Source organism: Streptomyces sp. URMC 126 (assembly GCF_051386555.1).
Classification (GTDB): Bacteria; Actinomycetota; Actinomycetes; order Streptomycetales; family Streptomycetaceae; genus Streptomyces.
In genome coordinates this window covers 1-15122 of sequence record NZ_JBPQTX010000171.1, presented here as the reverse complement: position 1 = coordinate 15122, position 15122 = coordinate 1, and the positions used below count along the sequence as shown (strand labels likewise).

The window sequence follows — 15122 nt, the reverse complement described above, 5'->3', positions numbered from 1 at the left end:
GCCCCGGCACCCGCCCCCGGACCCGTCGCCGGCCTCGACCGGACGCCGGACGAGGCCCGCGGCGAAGGCCGCCGCGCGCGCCCGGGCGACGCACGGTTCGGCCATGACCCCCTGGACGGTGAACATCTGGACCATGTACACCCGGAACGCGAACACCTGGAATACGAGACCGATTTCCGCCACTACACGCACACCGACCTGCCGGGTCGCGCCGACCGCGTCGCCCGGGTGATCGCGGGGCTGTCCCGGCTCGACGGGGCGGTCCTCGTCGTCTCGGCCGTCGACGGCGTCGGGCCGCAGACCGTCGAACACGTCCTGCTGGCCCGCCACATGGGTGTGGAGCACCTGGTCGTGGCGCTGACCAAGGCCGACGCCGCCCAGCCCGAACTGACCGCCCTCACCGAGCTCCGGGTCCGCGACCTGCTCTCCGTGCACGGCTTCCCGGGAGAGCTGACTCCGGTCGTCCGGGTCGCCGCCCTCGGCGCCCTGGCTGGCGACCCCCGCGCGACCGCCACCGTCGAGGCGTTGCTCGACGCCCTCGACACCTGCCTTCCCGACCCGCCACGGGCCGTGGACGCGCCGTTCCTGCTGCCCGTGGAACGGGTGGTGCTCCTGCGCGGGTTCGGTGCCGTCGTCACCGGCACTGTCGAACGCGGCGGTGTGTGCCTCCGCGACCCGGTCGAGATCCCGGAGGCGTCGGTGCGAGCGGACGTCACGCGGCTGGAGAGTTTCGGACGGCCGCTGGAGACTGTCTGGGCGGGCGACCGGGTCGCGTTGGTGCTCCGCGGGGAGCGGGGGCACGAGGTACGGCGCGGGGACCTTGTCGTCGCGCCGGGCAGCGTCACCACGCACCGTCGCTTCTCCGCCCGGCTGCGGCTGCTGTCGCCGGCGGCCGGCGGCCGGCGTACGCCCCTCGTCACCGGGGCCCGGGCCCGGTTCCACTTCCGTACGGCGGCGCTGCCCGGCCGGCTCGACCTCGGCCCGCGCGGCTTCGCCCGCCCGGGCGAGACGGTCGACGTGACCGCCGCCCTCGACCGCCGGGCCGCGCTCCGGCCCGGACTCGCCTTCGCCGTCCGCGAAGGCGGACGCACCATCGGCACGGGAACGGTCACCGCCACCGTCACGGAGGGGTGATACCCGCCTCCGACGGCCGCGGACGATGCCCCGATGGTCCCGGGCTGTCCCAGGAGTCCCGGCGGCCCCGGCGGTCTCGGAGCGGTAGAAGGCCGCACCGGAGCCGCCGGCGCTCGGCGACAATGGTGCCGTGGACGAACCGATACCCGTGACCCGCGACGTCGACGGCGGCACCGCCAAGCTGCTGCCCGACGTCGACTGTGAGCGCGCCTGGCTGCTGACGGTCGACGGCGCGCCCCAGTCCTACGTCGACCTGGGGGACCCCGCGCACTTGGAGTTCGAGTACGCGCGGCGGATCGGGCACGTCCTCGACACGGCGGCCGAGCCGGGCCGCCCGCTCGACGTCCTGCACCTCGGCGGCGGTGCCCTCACCCTGCCGAGGTACACGGCGGCCACCCGGCCGGGCTCCCGGCAACTGGTCGTGGAGGCCGACCGGGGCATCGTCGGGCTCGTGGCCGAACACCTGCCGCTGCCCGCGGACTCGGGCGTCACCGTCCGCGCCCAGGACGCGCGGGCCGCGCTGGAGGAGGCCGCCGACGCCTCGGCGGACGTGATCGTCGCCGATGTCTTCGGCGGTTCGCGGGTGCCCGCGCACCTGACCTCCGTCGAGTACGCCCGCTCGGCCGCCCGGGTGCTCCGTCCCGGCGGCCGGTACGCGGCCAACCTGGCCGACGGCGCGCCGTTCGGCTTCCTGCGGTCGCAGATCGCGACGTTCGCGGCGGTCTTCCCGCGGCTGTGCCTGATCGCGGAGGCGTCGGTGCTGCGCGGCCGCCGGTTCGGCAACGCGGTCCTCGTCGCCTCCACCGCGGAGCTGCCGCTGGACGCCCTGGCGCGGCGCGCCGCCGGGGACGCCTTCCCCGCGCGGGTCACCCACGGCGAGGACCTGGCGCGCTTCGCGGCGGGGGCGGTCCCGGTGGGCGACGCGGAGGCGGTCGGCTCGCCGGAACCGCCGGGCGGGGCGTTCGGGATCGGGTGACGCGGCGCCCCGCCGGACCGGTCGCGTCCGGTCAAGTACGGTCCGTCCGCCGGAATCCGTCCGCCGGAGTTCGCCCGCCGGAGTCCGCCCGCCGGAATCCGCCCGCCGGAGTCCGTCAGGAGGCGGACGGCAAGGGGCGCAGCGAACTCATGATCTTCTTGACGACGTCGTCCGGCAGCTCGTCCTTGACGCCCTTGGCCGCGTACAGCACCCAGGTGACGAGGTCGTTCTCCTTGTTCTTGAACGTCATGGTGAACGCCTTGCCGTCCGTCGCGCAGGCCTCGGACTTCGCGACCCCGGTCACCGTGGCCGACGAGGAGTAGCCGCTGACGCCGTGCTCACTGGTGAAGGGCTGGGCCTTGGTCCTCGCGAAACGGCCGGTCTTCTTCTGGTCGAAGGCGGCCCACACCCAGTTGAGGGCCTCGGTCTCGGCGGCCTCGGCCTCGCTCTTCGCGCCCTGCGCGCCCTTGGTCCCGGCGCCGCCCAGGCTGTTGCCGGCGCGGCACGCGCCGTCCTTGTAGCCGGCGACGGAGCTCATACTGGCCACCGCCCGGCCCTTGTCGTCCGTGAACCCGGACGACATCCCGGGCTGCACCTTCCAGTCCGGCGGGACGTCGAACACCGCCATCCGCTTGACGCTGACGACGGGCTTCCAGCCGTCGACCACCGCCTTGACCCCGTCGTCGTCCCCGCGCCCGCCACCCGTCGGACCGGGAGCGGCGGAGCCGCTGGGGGACGCGCTCGCGGACGGGGACGCCGACGCCGAGGCCGGCGGCTTGGGGTCCTCGTGCGCGGAGGTCTTCTCGTCGTCGTCCTTCAGCACCACGAAGCCGGTGACCACCGCGGCCGCCACCACGGCCAGGGCGGCCGTCACCGCGATGACGGTGGTGCGCCGGCCGCCGCCCCCGCCCCCGCCCGACGGCGCCGGGGCACCCGGCGGGGACTGCGGCGGCGGAGGCGTCTGCCACTGCGGCCCGCCGGGCTGCCCGGGGCCGGTTCCGCCCGGCTGCGCGTAGGGGTTCTGCTGCGGATAGCCGGGCTGCTGGTACGGATTGGGCTGCTGGTACCCCGGCTGCTGGTACGGGTTCGGCTGCTGCGGGTTCTGCTCGCCCCCGTTGGCGGGCTGCTGTCCTGGCCACATGGCCGACAACCATAAGGGGCCGGGGCGGCCGGTATGATCGCCGACCCTTTCCCCCGGCCCTTACCGGCTGGTAACTTCGCCTCATGTCTGACACGACCCAGCCCTCGATCGGCGATCTGCTCGCGGCCACCGTCCCCATGGTCCGCACCCTCAACCTCGTCTACGAGGTGACGACCCCCGAGCGTGCGGTGCTGCGCCTGCCGGACCAGCCGGAGTACCGGAACCACGTGGGCGGCCCGCACGCCGGCGCCATGTTCACCCTCGCCGAGTCGGCGAGCGGGGCGATCGTCCTGGCCGCGTTCGGCGACCACCTGTCGCGGATGACGCCGCTCCCGGTCCGGGCGGAGATCGACTTCAAGAAGATCGCCACGGGCGAGGTCACCGCCACCGCCGTCCTCGGCCGGCCGGCCGCCGAGGTGCTCGCCGAGCTGGACGCCGGCGGGCGCCCCGAATTCCCGGTGCGGATCTCCATCACCCGCGAGGACGGGGCGGAAACGGGCGAGATGTCCGTTGTGTGGACGCTGCGCCCGAACAAATAGCCGTTCCCCTCAACCGCTCGCCCCGGAGATGAGTCCTTACCTCCAGTAGGCTTCCCGGCGTGCGCCGTCGCGGCGTACGCCGGGAACAGTTCGTCAACCGGGGAGGAACCGGCGTTGCACATCCAGGAGTGGCTCGAATCGGTGCCGGCGGTCGCCGTCTACCTGCTGGTGGGCGGGGTCATCGGGCTGGAGAGCCTGGGCATCCCGCTTCCCGGTGAGATCGTCCTCGTGAGCGCCACGCTGATGGCCGCCACCCAGGACCACATCAACCCCTACATCCTCGGCGCCTGCGCGGTCGCCGGCGCCATCATCGGCGACTCGATCGGCTATCTGATCGGCCGCAAGGGCGGCAAGCCGCTGCTGGAGTGGCTCGGCCGCAAGTTCCCCAAGCACTTCGGCCCGCACCACGTCGCCACCGCCGAGCGCTCCTTCCAGAAGTGGGGCATGTGGGCCGTCTTCGTCGGCCGCTTCATCGCCCTGCTGCGCATCTTCGCCGGTCCGCTGGCGGGTGTGCTGCACATGCCGTACTGGAAGTTCCTCATCGCCAACGTCCTCGGCGGCATCGTCTGGGCCGGCGGCACCGTCGCCCTCATCTACACGGTGGGCAAGGCGGCCGAGGAGTGGATCGGCAAGTTCTCCTGGGTGGGCCTGCTGGCCGCGGTGCTGTTCGGCGTGGGCTCCTTCGTCGTCATGCGGATCAAGGCCAAGAAGGCCAAGGCCGAGAGCGAGGCGGCCCCGGCCGCCGAGCGGCCCGAGGCGGTCCCGGCCGGCGACTGACCCGCCCGCGCCGCTCCCGGCGGCTCCCTGTGATCTTCACCCCATCCGGCCCCGACGCCTCCAGGCGCCGGGGCCGTTGGCCTACGGTGCGGGTGACGGCGGCGACGAGGAGCGGACCATGACGACGGAACGGGCGCTGATCCACGCGGTGGGCGGCAAGGAGCCGACGGTCGACCCGGCGGCGTTCACCGCCCCCACGTCCGTCGTCCTGGGCGACGTCACCCTCGCCCCCGGTTCCGGCGTCTGGTACCACGCCGTCCTGCGCGCCGACTGCGGCCCCATCACCCTGGGCGCCGACAGCAACATCCAGGACAACTGCACCGTCCACGTGGACCCCGGCTTCCCCGTCGCCATCGGCGAGCGCGTGACCGTCGGCCACAACGCCGTCCTGCACGGCTGCACCGTCGAGGACGACGTCCTCGTCGGCATGGGCGCCACCGTCCTCAACGGCGCCCACATCGGCGCCGGCTCCCTCGTCGCCGCCCACGCCCTCGTCCCGCAGGGCATGCGGGTCCCCCCGGGCTCCCTGGTGGCCGGCGTCCCGGCCAAGGTCCGCCGCGAGCTGACCGACGAGGAGCGCGAACACATCCGGATCAACGCCGTCCTCTACGTGGAACTGGCGAAGACCCACCGCGAGGCGCTGGGCGGCTGAGCCCTGCCCGACAGCCCGGGTAGGGGCAAGATCACAGGTGTGGCCCCGGCCGCCGGGGGGCGGGCTGAGTACGGTGGGCGGGTGCCGAAGTATCGAAACACGTTCTCGTCCGGCGCCGTCGCGGCCCTCGGGGCCTGGCGGCGCCGTGCCGTCTCGCGCGCGGTCCACCGCGGCTGGCGCTGGGTGCGGGATCAGGGCGCGGTGACCGCGGAGCGCCCGGGCCCGTACCGCTTCCGGCGGATCGGGGATCACACGCGTCTCGCGTTCCCCCTGGGAACCGTGTTCGGGGAGCAGTGGATCGATATCGGCGACCACTGCATCATCGGCGAACAGGTCACGCTCACCGTCGGCATGGTGCCCGGCATGGATCTCGGCCCCGACCCGCTGCTGCGGCTGGGCAACGGGGTGGTGCTCGGCCGGGGGAGCCATGTGATCGCCTCGCGGGAGGTGACCATCGGGGACGACGTCTTCTGTGGCCCGTACGTCTATGTGACGAGCGACAACCACTCGTACGAGGACCCCGGGCAGCCCATAGGACGGCAGTGGCCGCGCAGCGCGCCGGTGGTGATCGGCTCGGGCAGCTGGCTGGGCGCGGGCGCGGTGATCCTGCCCGGGGCGCGGCTGGGGCGGAACGTCGTGGTGGCGGCCGGGGCCGTGGTCCGGGGGGAGGTCCCGGACCACGCGGTGGTGGCCGGCGTGCCGGCCAAGGTCGTCCGGCGGTGGGACGAGGAACGGGGCTGGACGCCGCCGTTGCGGCCCGTACCGGAGCGCGAGACGACGGAGCCATGAGGGAGGACCCGGCGGGAGGGCCGGGGTATGGGTCCTTTCGGAGCGGGGGTGAGGGCGCGCCGGGACGCGCCCTCACGAAGCGTTTCCCGGTTGTGGGAACGCGCTTCTCCGGCGCACCCGCCGGACGCCCCCCGGCGCCGCTCAGCCCGTCGCCAGCAGCACCGTGCCGACCAGTGCCAGCCCGGCGCCGGACGCCTGCACCGAGCGCAGGCGCTCGTTGAGGACGCCACGCGCGGTCAGCGCGGTGACCACGGGGTAGAGCGAGGCGAGGACGGCCGCGACGGTGACCGGGCCGCTGTGGGCGGCCAGGCTGTAGGTGCCGTTGGCGGCCACGTCGGCCAGCCCGACGAAGGCCAGCGCGGGCAGGGCGGGCAGCAGGGCGCTCCGTCCGCCCTCCGGCAGTACGGCGCCGCCGCGCCGCGCGGAGACGAGCAGGGCGCCGCCGCCGACGAGGACGTTGCACAGCCGCTGGACGAACAGCGCCAGGAACAGGCCGGTCAGGGTGTGCGAGGCCTCGGCGACCAGGGCCATCACCGCGCCGAAGCCGAACGCGGCGACGAGCGTGAGGAACAGGGTCTGCCGGCGCACCGCGCCGCCGCCCGGCCCGCTCGCCAGGACCACGCCGGCCACGGCGACCACGATGCCCGTGACCTGGAGCATCCCGGGCCGCTCGCCGGCCGCCAGGCCGACGCCGAGCGGCACGAGGACGCCGCCGAGCGCGGCGACGGGGGCGACGACGCCCATCGGGCCGAGCGCCAGCGCCCGGTAGAAGAAGAGCATCGCCACCGGGCCGATCACCCCCGCGGCCACCGCGAACCACAGCCGGGGGCCGGCCTCGGACCAGCCGCCGGTCGCGACGACGATCGTCCCCAGCGCCGTGAGGGCCAGTATCTGCGAGACCACGACCACGGTCAGGGCCGGGATCCGCCGGGTGAGCAGGCCGCCGCCGAAGTCGGCCAGCCCCCACAGAAAGCTGGTGGCCAGGGCGAAGATCGGTGTCATGGGGTGAACCTCACAGTGCAGTACAGTGAATGGCGCGATCGGCACACACTAGTTCACCGCACTGCACCGTGTCATCGAACATATTGGATGGATAGTGACGGACCTCGACCAGCTCACGCAGTCGCTCGCCCGGAACCTCAAACACTGGCGCGCCGAGCGGAACTTCACCCTCGACGCCCTGGCGGCCCGCTCCGGGGTGAGCCGCGGCATGATCATCCAGATAGAGCAGGCGCGGACCAACCCCAGCGTCGGCACCACCGTCAAGCTCGCCGACGCCCTCGGCATCAGCATCACCACGCTGCTCGACTACGAACACGGCCCGCGCGTCCGGCTGGTCCCGGAGGACGAGGCCGTGCAGATGTGGTCCACCGAGGCCGGGAGCCACACGTCCCTGCTGATCGGCGCCGAGAGCCCCGGACCGCTGGAGCTGTGGGACTGGCGGGTCGAGCCCGGTGACGGCAGCACCTCGGACCCGCATCCCGCCGGGACCGTCGAACTGCTCCGCGTGACCTCCGGAGAGCTCACCCTCGTCGTCGAGGGGGAGGAGCACACCGTCCCCGCCGGAACGGCGGCGGCGTTCGAGGCGGACGTCCGGCACGCCTATCGCAACGACGGGACCGAGCCCGTCACGATGACGATGGTGGTGGCGGTGCCGCCCGTACAGCCTCCGCAGTCCGTGAAGTCCGTGCGCCGGAACTCCACCCGCCCCTCCCGAGAGGGCTGTTAGCGTGGCCGACATGATCACGCAACGGACCCCCATGGACGCGTTCGACGACGTACGGCCCGCGTCGGAGCGGATGGACCTGCTGGTGCCGCCCGTCGCCGCGGCCCTCCGCGCCCGGCCCTTCGCCGACCCGGCCGGCGCCGCCGCCGTCGAGCCGGTGCTGCACGTGGACACGGCACCCGAAATCGCCGACACCGCCGTGCTGGTGGAGAACCACGGCCCCTGGCTGCTGGAACAGTCCGCCAACTGCGTCGTCGTGGCCGCCAAGCGCGGCGGGGTCACCAGCCTCGCCGCCTGCGTCGCCCTCGGCCACACCCGCGTGGACGTCAACGGCACCGTCCGACGGCACCTCGGCGCGCGCAAGGTCTCCTTCGCGCCCATGGACACCGCCCTGGAGGCCACCGGCATGGAGTACGGCGGCATCACGCCGATCGGACTGCCCGCCGACTGGCCGCTGCTGATCGACGCGGCGGTCGTCGAGACACCGTACGTCCTCATCGGCAGCGGCAGCCGGCGCGGCAAGCTCATCGCCCCCGGCCGGGCGCTCGCCGAACTCCCGGGCGTCACGGTGCTGGAGGGGCTGGCCGTCCCCGCCTGATCCCGGCCCCGCCGCGCTCAGCGGCCGGGGAGGGGGAGGGACGGGGTCGATACGTCGAGGGAGAGCGCCGTCGAGTGCTCGGCGAACCCGAGCGAACGGTAGAGCCGTTCGGCGTCCGCCGTCGCGTGCAGATCCACGCGCGTGACGCCGCGCGCCGCGAACCAGCCGAGCAGCGCCTCCGTCGTCGCCCGCCCGAACCCCCGCCCCCGGTACCGGTCGTCGGTGCAGACGTTGAAGACGAACCCGAACCGCCCGGTCGGGTGCCCGGGCGCCGGCAGCCGCTGCTCCACCGTCCCGACGGCACACGCGGCCAGATGCGGCGTCCCCACGCCGGCGTCTCCGTCCACGACATACGCCCCAAGCTCCGGAACCGGCACGGCCAACCGCTCGCGCAGGATCCCCTCCGCCGTCCGCTCCCACTCCCCGGGGGAGTCGTGACCGTCCATGGCGGCGAACATCAGACGCCGCAACCTGACTATCTCGGCCGCGTCTTCCGGACGGGCCACCCGTGTCTCGATCATGGACCGACGTTAACGGCAGCCTTCCGCCCCGGGAGAACCGGCTCCCGTCGACGTCGCGCCGGAGTGCCACGGCGCCTCGGCGCTGCGAAAACCGAGCTTCTGCGTCGTAGTGGACACCTTCTCCGGCGCACTCCCGACGAGGCATCCTTGACGCACTGCTATCCGGGGTGAAAGTCGCGGAAGGTTGTAGAACTCGCCACTCCTCGGAGGCAGTCATGGCGCTACGGTTCATCTCGAAGGATCCTGAGACGGATGGGGCGAACTGTCCCACGGTGTGGGTGGACGAGGAGTCGCGGGAACTCGTGTTCCAAGGCCGGAAGGCCGACGAGAAGACGCAGGACGAGTGCTCGAAGTCCGGTCCCATCCCTGATTACGAGGCGATCGTCCGGTTGCCGTTCAGCATCGTGGCCGCGATTCGGGAGGCATGTGATGTGGCGGAGCGCGCCGCCGTTCGATGAGCTGCTGGCAAGCTGCAAGCGGTCGGCGGTCCACCTTGAGATGCGGGACTTCTACGACGACCCTGACGAGGCTCCGCGCGTCGCGGCGTGGAAGGCCGGTCACCGGCACGACCCGGACGACCGCGCCTCTTGGTGGCGGCCTTGGCTGGACATGGTGTCGGCGGCCGTGGGCAGGGGCGTCGTGATCCGTCGTGCCAGGATCGTCTCGGAGCCGGTGAGCGAGTACACGAAGTACCTGTACGACGGCACCTTCACCAATATCGCGGCAGGGGAGTCGATCCGTTGGCTTTCCCGCCGGAAGGCGTCGGACCTTGCGCTGCCGGGCAACGACTTCTGGGTCTTCGACGAGCGGTTGGTCCGCTTCGGATACTTCTCCGGCGAGGGCGCCTACCTTGACGATGAGGTGACCGACGAGCCGAGCGTCGCGAAGCTCTGCACGAACGCCTTCGAGGCCGTGTGGGAGAGGGCGACGCCCCACGAGGACTACCGGATCTGACGACCCCAGCGCGCATGCCCGTTTCTCCCTCTTCGAGGGTCGAGGCCGCACGCAAAGCCGTCGCCGACCGACTGCGCGAGATCCGCCGGGATGCGGGGTTGTACGCGAAGGATGTCGCGGAGCGGACGGGGTGGTACGCGTCCAAGGTCTCGCGCCTTGAGAACGCGACCACCCCGCCCAGTGACGACGACATCCGCGCTTGGTGCCGGGCCTGCGGTGCGGAAGACCAAGCCGCGGACATCATCGCCGCATCGCGTAACGCGGACAACGCCTACGTCGAATGGCGGCGCTTGCAGCGCACTGGGTTGCGCAGGCTCCAGGAGTCCTACGTTCCGCTCTTCGAGCGCACCCGGGTGTTCCGGATCTACTGTTCCAACGTCATCCCCGGCCTGCTGCAGACCGAGGCGTACGCCCGCGCGTTGCTGTCGTCCATCACCGAGTTCCGTGAGACACCGGACGACGTTTCCGAAGCCGTGGCCGCCCGTCTGGCGCGCTCCCATGTGATACGCGAGGGGAACCACCGTTTCGCCCTCCTCGTCGAGGAGGCGGTGCTGCGGCACCGCGTGGGTGACGCGGCGACGATGGCCGGGCAACTCGGCTACCTGCTGTCCGTGATGGCGTTTCCGTCCGTCTCCTTGGGAGTGATCCCCTTCTCCGCCGAGCGGCGGATGTGGATGATCGAAACGTTCAGCGTGTACGACGACGAGCAGGCCCAGGTCGAACTACTGACGGCCCAGGTGAACGTCACCGCTCCTTTCGAGGTGCGCCAATATTCGAAGGCGTTCGGCGGGTACGCGCGGCTCGCCGTCCACGGGGCGGAGGCTCGCTCACTGATCACTTCCGCAGTTGACGCGTTGGGGTGACCGGCGTGGAATTCCGTAGAACTTCGTTGAGGACAAGGCCCAGCCGCTCCTAGCGTCGCTCCACGAGAGGCTTCGCCGCACCGGATCAGTGTCGAGATGGTCGTGCGCGCGGAGTGAAACCCCGCCCCGGTCGCGGCCCAGGCCGGCCGGTTGTGCCCGGGCGGGTCGGCAAGTGCAGCAACCTTCCCGAGCAGGAGGAGACCGCACTATGAGCACAGCAGTCCGGACGCGGACCCGTGATCCGCGCCTCATCCTCAACCAAGTGGGGGAGCGCGTGCCCCAACTCGTCACGGACGTCGGCGTGCCCGACCTGTGGGAGCGCGAGGTGCGGCTCCTGCTCCGCGACAGCGTCGCCGTTCGCAGCAGTGCCTGCCCCTGTCCCTGTTCTCTGGCGGGTGGGGGCAATGGCGCATCACTCCCACCACGAAGGAAGCCAGTTGCCTGCACAGCACGACATCGACGCAGAGCGCGAACTGTGGGACACCTACGCTCGAAGCACCAAGGGGGACGTGTCCGACTCCGAGCCTGTTTTCCGCTGGACGCAGTACACCGGCCACGGGCCGGGCCCCGAGTTGCTCGGCAGCCCGGAGACCGTTCTGGAGATCGGATGCGGCACGGGGCGTGCCCTGGCTTATCTCGCCCAGCAGGGCGTCAAGGCAACGGGCGTCGATCTCTCACCGGTCATGGTCGCGCAGACTTCGCAACGCTGGGGACCGCTGGGAGTGCGGTTCGTCTGCGCCGAGGTGCTGGAACACCTGAGCACGAGCACGGAGACCTACGACGCCGTCTACTCGATCTTCGGAGCCGTCTGGTTCACCGACCCGGCCAAACTGCTCCCACTGATCGCCTCGCGCCTGCGTCCCGGGGGAGTCCTCGTCTTCTCCCACCCGCCGGCGATCCCGGGTGCCTACGGCCCTCAGGGGATGTACAAGGGCGGGTTCGCAGGGAGGGCCCTGTACACCTATCGGTACAGCTACACGCCCCGAAAGTGGCGAAACCTCGTCCTCAGCGCCGGCTTCGCGGAAGTCGAGGCAAAGATCATCGAAGCTCCGCAACCGGGCCACATCGGCACGCTGATCGTGCGGGCTGTGGCGAAGTGATCGCTTTCCCGCCCTGGCGCTCCTGCCGCAGTGCGCGGGCGGGCCATGCGCTCACGTGCCCGGAGGCCCGCGCCTCCGGGCATCGGGCTAGCGATAACCCAGGGACTCGAGTTCGATCGCCGGGCATCGGTCCATGACCATGTCCAGGCCCGCCGCGCGGGTGCGGTCGTACGCCTGCTCGTCCACGACGCCCAGTTGGAACCAGACCGCCTTGGCGCCGACCGCCACGGCCTCGTCCGCGACAGTCCCGGCGAGCTCGGAGCGTACGAAGACGTCCACGACGTCCACGGGGAACGGCACGTCGGACAGGGACGCGTACCCCTGCTCCCCGGCGACGGTCTCCGCTTTGGGGTGCACCGGCACCACGCGCTTGCCGTGGCGCCGCAGGACCTCGGCCACGCCGTAGGCGGCGCGGTGGGTGTTGCCGGAGAGGCCGACGACCGCCCAGGTGTCGCCACTCTGCCGGAGGATCTTTTCGATGATGCCCGGTTCCGCGTACATGTCCGGTCAACGAGTGGTGGGGGGTGCGCATTCCCGGTCGCGCGAGGGGCGCCGGTGGCCGGAGGCTTGCACCCGCCCCGGCGGGTTTCCTTTTAAGCCTTGCGGGCGAGCAGGTGTACCTCCTGGAACTGCCGCCGGTCGGTGGGCCGCGGCTCGCGGACCATCCGGGCCGCTTCGGCCAGGCCGGCCTCGCGCAGCAGGCCGGCGAGGTGGTCGGGAGACCACCGGTAGGCCGGCGCGACCGCGTGGTCGAAGGCTTGTGTCACCGGGGAAGACGGGCCTTCGTTGGCCCAGAAGCCGATCAGCAGGTGGCCTCCGGGCGCCAGTACGCGGTGGAACTCCAGCAGGATGCGCGGGAGTTCCGCCGGTGGAGTGTGGATGACGGACCAGCGCGAGAGCACGCCGCCGAGCGTACTGTCGGCGATGTCCAGTTCGGCCATCGAACCCACCTCGAACCGCAGGGACGGATAGGCCTGCCGGGCCAGCTCGATCATCGCGGGAGAGGCGTCGACACCGGATGCCTCCAGCCCCAGTCCGTCCAGCCAGGCGGTGACATGGCCCGGTCCGCACCCCAGGTCGGCGACCCGGCGGTTGCCGCCCGCCCGCACGAACTCGGCGAAGGCGCCCAGGATCGCGCGGTCCAGGGGGCTGTCGCGCAGCGCGTCGCGGAACAGCCGCGCATAGGTGTCGGCGGCGGCGTCGTACGCCTCGCGGGTGGTGTGGAGGGCCTCGTGTCCGGTCATGTCGGCCGACAGTAGTCTCCGCCGCCGAGGCGGGGGCGAGGAGGGCCCACCGGGCGCCGGGCGGGGCGGGCGTGCCGGAGCCCGATATTAGGCTGGGCGCATGTCCGACGCCTCGGATCCGCCGTGCTCCGCCGAGGAGATCAACCGCGCCATCCGGGCGTTCCTCGCCGACCGCGACCGGCCGCTGACCCCCGCCGAGCGGAGGGTGTACGAGGAGCTGCGGGCGCGCTGGCTCCGGGCGGTCCGGCGCCGCGGAACGTCCGGCCGGGGAGAGGGCGGCGGCGGGTAGGCGTCCTCATGGGAGGAGGGTGAGGGTGTGGCCGGTGAGGGCGCCGGCGGGTCGCGTACCGTCGGGCCCGCCCACGTCCCGTTTGTGGTCACGGCTTATGGAGCTCCAGGGAACCGGTGGCCAGGCCGTGGCGATCGTCGAGGCGTCCTCGGCACCGGCGGCATGTACGGCTTCTCCCCTCCGGCGCCGCCAAGTTCTGCCCCGCCATGGCGAATACCCGGCACGGCGAGGCCGGCGCCCGCCCGCTGGGCTCCCACGATGTGCGGCCTCGGCGCTCGTATAGCCTGTTTCAGCAGGTCAGGCAGGACTACCGCGAGAGGGCCCCATGCAGGACGCTTACCGCACCGTGGCCCGTGAAGGTGTGCACGAGATCGAGATCAGCAAGTCGCGCTTCATCTGCGCGCTCGCGCCCGCCGCCACGGAGGAGGAGGCGCAGGCGTTCATCGCCCGTGTGCGCAAGGAGCATCCGACAGCGCGGCACAACTGCTTCGCCTACGTCCTCGGGGCCGACGGGTCGGTACAGAAGGCCAGTGACGACGGAGAGCCCGGCGGTACGGCCGGAGTGCCGATGCTGCAGATGTTGGTACGCCGCGAGATGCGGTACGTCGTCGCGGTCGTCACCCGGTACTTCGGCGGGATCAAGCTCGGGGCGGGCGGGCTGATTCGCGCCTACGGGGGAGTGGTCGGCGAGGCGCTCGACACGCTCGGGACCGTGACCCGCCGGCGTTACCGGCTCGCCACCGTCACCGTGGACCACCAGCGTGCCGGGAAGCTGGAGAACGAGCTCCGAGCGGCGGGGCGCACGGTGCGCGAGGTGTCGTACGGGGCCGGAGTGACGATCGGGGTCGGGCTGCCGGACTCCGAGGTCGAGGCCTTCCGCGCCTGGCTGGCCGACGCCACCGCCGGGACGGCGGTGCTCGAGCTCGGCGACGAGGCGTACGGGGAGGAGTAGCGCGCGGTCGGGGCCCCCGACGGCGCACGGGTGGATCCGGCCCCGGTCGGGAGGCGGGCCCGTGCCCGTACCTCCGCCCGGCCCGCCGTCAGGTGAGGGCCGCCGCTCCGCCCACCCCCACCGTGCCGACCGCGGCGCAGACGAGGGACCAGCGCACGTACACGTGTTTGCGCCAGGCGATCCGGCTCATGACCACGAGCTCGCGGCTCAGCGCCGGCAGCGGATCCGCCTCACGGAGCCGGTACTCCAGCGCGCCGGGCTCCCAGTGGCGCAGGTGGCCGAAGTAGACGAACCGCTCCTCGGCCGGGCCCGGCACGTCCGCCCGCAGGGTCGGGGCGACCGCCAGGACTGCGCAGGCCAGGCCGGCCACAAGCGCCGCGACCCCCGCCCACAGCAGCGCCGTCGCCAGACCTCCCGTGCGGCCGAAGCCCCGGCCCACGCCCGCCGTCAGTCCCAGGACCAGGAGGACGGCCGACTGCACCGTGAGGGCGAACGACGCCTTCACGTCCGCCTTGCCCGTCCAGTCGGACAGCGCGGAGTGCAGTCGCCAGGCGGTGTCCTGGGGGGATTCGGGCACGGCCACGCCACCTCGTTCCTCTCGGCTCCGGCTGATCGTCCCCCGGCGCCCGGCGTTCCACGGACCCGAGCGGCAAGCTGACCGAAAGGCCGCGAAGAGCGGCGGTTTTTCGCCTGTGCGAGAGAAGTGGCGGACGACAAGGGCGGGAGGTGGGAGTGGATGTGAAACCGGGTGCCGGGGCGTCGGCCGAGGTGGAGGGAGCGGAAGGGGCGCGCCCGGTCTCGCCCGCGTGGCAGCACCCCCCGTACGGCCCGTCCCCGGCCCGGCCGAGGAGCCCGGCGCCGACGCCG

General features: G+C 72.5%; 20 protein-coding genes. 14 read left to right on the top strand and 6 right to left on the bottom strand.

All coding sequences use genetic code 11. The annotated features are described in order from the left end of the window. Positions 1-1134: GTP-binding protein (locus ACSNOK_RS20605; RefSeq protein ID WP_436782202.1), on the top strand; the 1134-nt coding region annotated here is incomplete at its 5' end. A gap of 130 nt (positions 1135-1264) precedes the next feature. Beyond that, positions 1265-2110, top strand: a complete 846-nt coding sequence (locus ACSNOK_RS20600) for a spermidine synthase (protein ID WP_436782201.1) — start codon at positions 1265-1267, stop codon at positions 2108-2110. Between the two features lie 115 nt (positions 2111-2225). Here the strand turns inward: ACSNOK_RS20600 and ACSNOK_RS20595 are convergent, their stop codons facing one another. Then, complete coding sequence (locus tag ACSNOK_RS20595) at positions 2226-3251, bottom strand: hypothetical protein (RefSeq protein WP_436782200.1); 1026 nt, start codon at positions 3249-3251, stop codon at positions 2226-2228. Positions 3252-3334: 83 nt separating this feature from the next. Between ACSNOK_RS20595 and ACSNOK_RS20590 the strand changes: the two genes are divergently transcribed. The 4 genes from ACSNOK_RS20590 (at position 3335) to ACSNOK_RS20575 (ending at position 6008) form a co-directional block, all read left to right on the top strand. Then, the gene (locus ACSNOK_RS20590; protein ID WP_436782199.1) at positions 3335-3790 is read left to right on the top strand and encodes a DUF4442 domain-containing protein; all 456 of its coding nucleotides are present in this window, start codon (positions 3335-3337) and stop codon (positions 3788-3790) included. 114 nt (positions 3791-3904) lie between these two features. Continuing rightward, positions 3905-4567 (top strand): DedA family protein, encoded by a 663-nt coding sequence (locus ACSNOK_RS20585; RefSeq protein ID WP_436782198.1) that lies wholly within the window; start codon positions 3905-3907, stop codon positions 4565-4567. Between the two features lie 118 nt (positions 4568-4685). Continuing rightward, a complete protein-coding gene (locus ACSNOK_RS20580; RefSeq protein ID WP_436782197.1) occupies positions 4686-5219 on the top strand; it encodes a gamma carbonic anhydrase family protein in 534 nt (177 codons plus the stop codon). Between the two features lie 81 nt (positions 5220-5300). Next, entirely contained in the window at positions 5301-6008 is a 708-nt protein-coding gene (locus ACSNOK_RS20575; RefSeq protein ID WP_436782196.1) for an acyltransferase, read from the top strand. 141 nt (positions 6009-6149) lie between these two features. Here ACSNOK_RS20575 and ACSNOK_RS20570 read toward each other — a convergent pair whose 3' ends face one another. Beyond that, positions 6150-7010 (bottom strand): EamA family transporter, encoded by an 861-nt coding sequence (locus tag ACSNOK_RS20570; RefSeq protein ID WP_436782195.1) that lies wholly within the window; start codon positions 7008-7010, stop codon positions 6150-6152. A gap of 94 nt (positions 7011-7104) precedes the next feature. Between ACSNOK_RS20570 and ACSNOK_RS20565 the strand changes: the two genes are divergently transcribed. Both ACSNOK_RS20565 and ACSNOK_RS20560 read left to right on the top strand, forming a co-directional pair. Continuing rightward, positions 7105-7737 (top strand): helix-turn-helix domain-containing protein, encoded by a 633-nt coding sequence (locus ACSNOK_RS20565; RefSeq protein WP_436782194.1) that lies wholly within the window; start codon positions 7105-7107, stop codon positions 7735-7737. A gap of 31 nt (positions 7738-7768) precedes the next feature. Continuing rightward, on the top strand, positions 7769-8332 hold the full coding sequence (locus tag ACSNOK_RS20560; protein ID WP_436782203.1) for a YbaK/EbsC family protein: 564 nt from the start codon (positions 7769-7771) through the stop codon (positions 8330-8332). A gap of 17 nt (positions 8333-8349) precedes the next feature. On the opposite strand, the gene ACSNOK_RS20555 is transcribed toward ACSNOK_RS20560, so the two are convergent. After that, positions 8350-8853 (bottom strand): GNAT family N-acetyltransferase, encoded by a 504-nt coding sequence (locus ACSNOK_RS20555; protein ID WP_436782193.1) that lies wholly within the window; start codon positions 8851-8853, stop codon positions 8350-8352. A 278-nt stretch (positions 8854-9131) separates the two neighbouring features. On the opposite strand from ACSNOK_RS20555, the gene ACSNOK_RS20550 reads away from it, so the two are divergent. The 4 genes from ACSNOK_RS20550 (at position 9132) to ACSNOK_RS20535 (ending at position 11770) form a co-directional block, all read left to right on the top strand. After that, complete coding sequence (locus ACSNOK_RS20550) at positions 9132-9311, top strand: hypothetical protein (protein WP_436782192.1); 180 nt, start codon at positions 9132-9134, stop codon at positions 9309-9311. Further along, a complete protein-coding gene (locus ACSNOK_RS20545; protein ID WP_436782191.1) occupies positions 9283-9807 on the top strand; it encodes a DUF6879 family protein in 525 nt (174 codons plus the stop codon). Before ACSNOK_RS20550 ends, ACSNOK_RS20545 begins: the two co-directional genes overlap by 29 nt. A gap of 14 nt (positions 9808-9821) precedes the next feature. Continuing rightward, complete coding sequence (locus ACSNOK_RS20540) at positions 9822-10670, top strand: helix-turn-helix domain-containing protein (RefSeq protein ID WP_436782190.1); 849 nt, start codon at positions 9822-9824, stop codon at positions 10668-10670. A gap of 437 nt (positions 10671-11107) precedes the next feature. Further along, positions 11108-11770 carry a class I SAM-dependent methyltransferase gene (locus ACSNOK_RS20535; RefSeq protein ID WP_436782189.1) on the top strand — a complete coding sequence of 221 codons (663 nt, stop codon included), beginning with the start codon at positions 11108-11110 and terminating at the stop codon, positions 11768-11770. 87 nt (positions 11771-11857) lie between these two features. On the opposite strand, the gene ACSNOK_RS20530 is transcribed toward ACSNOK_RS20535, so the two are convergent. Together ACSNOK_RS20530 and ACSNOK_RS20525 are read right to left on the bottom strand one after the other, a co-directional pair. After that, entirely contained in the window at positions 11858-12271 is a 414-nt protein-coding gene (locus ACSNOK_RS20530; protein ID WP_436782188.1) for a CoA-binding protein, read from the bottom strand. 92 nt (positions 12272-12363) lie between these two features. Beyond that, the gene (locus tag ACSNOK_RS20525) at positions 12364-13014 is read right to left on the bottom strand and encodes a class I SAM-dependent methyltransferase (protein ID WP_436782187.1); all 651 of its coding nucleotides are present in this window, start codon (positions 13012-13014) and stop codon (positions 12364-12366) included. 100 nt (positions 13015-13114) lie between these two features. On the opposite strand from ACSNOK_RS20525, the gene ACSNOK_RS20520 reads away from it, so the two are divergent. Continuing rightward, a complete protein-coding gene (locus tag ACSNOK_RS20520) occupies positions 13115-13303 on the top strand; it encodes a hypothetical protein (RefSeq protein ID WP_436782186.1) in 189 nt (62 codons plus the stop codon). Positions 13304-13628: 325 nt separating this feature from the next. Further along, positions 13629-14255, top strand: coding sequence for a YigZ family protein (locus ACSNOK_RS20515; protein WP_436782185.1), 627 nt, complete (start codon positions 13629-13631; stop codon positions 14253-14255). Positions 14256-14343: 88 nt separating this feature from the next. Here ACSNOK_RS20515 and ACSNOK_RS20510 read toward each other — a convergent pair whose 3' ends face one another. Next, positions 14344-14832 carry a Pycsar system effector family protein gene (locus ACSNOK_RS20510; protein WP_436782184.1) on the bottom strand — a complete coding sequence of 163 codons (489 nt, stop codon included), beginning with the start codon at positions 14830-14832 and terminating at the stop codon, positions 14344-14346. Positions 14833-15122 lie beyond the last annotated feature (290 nt).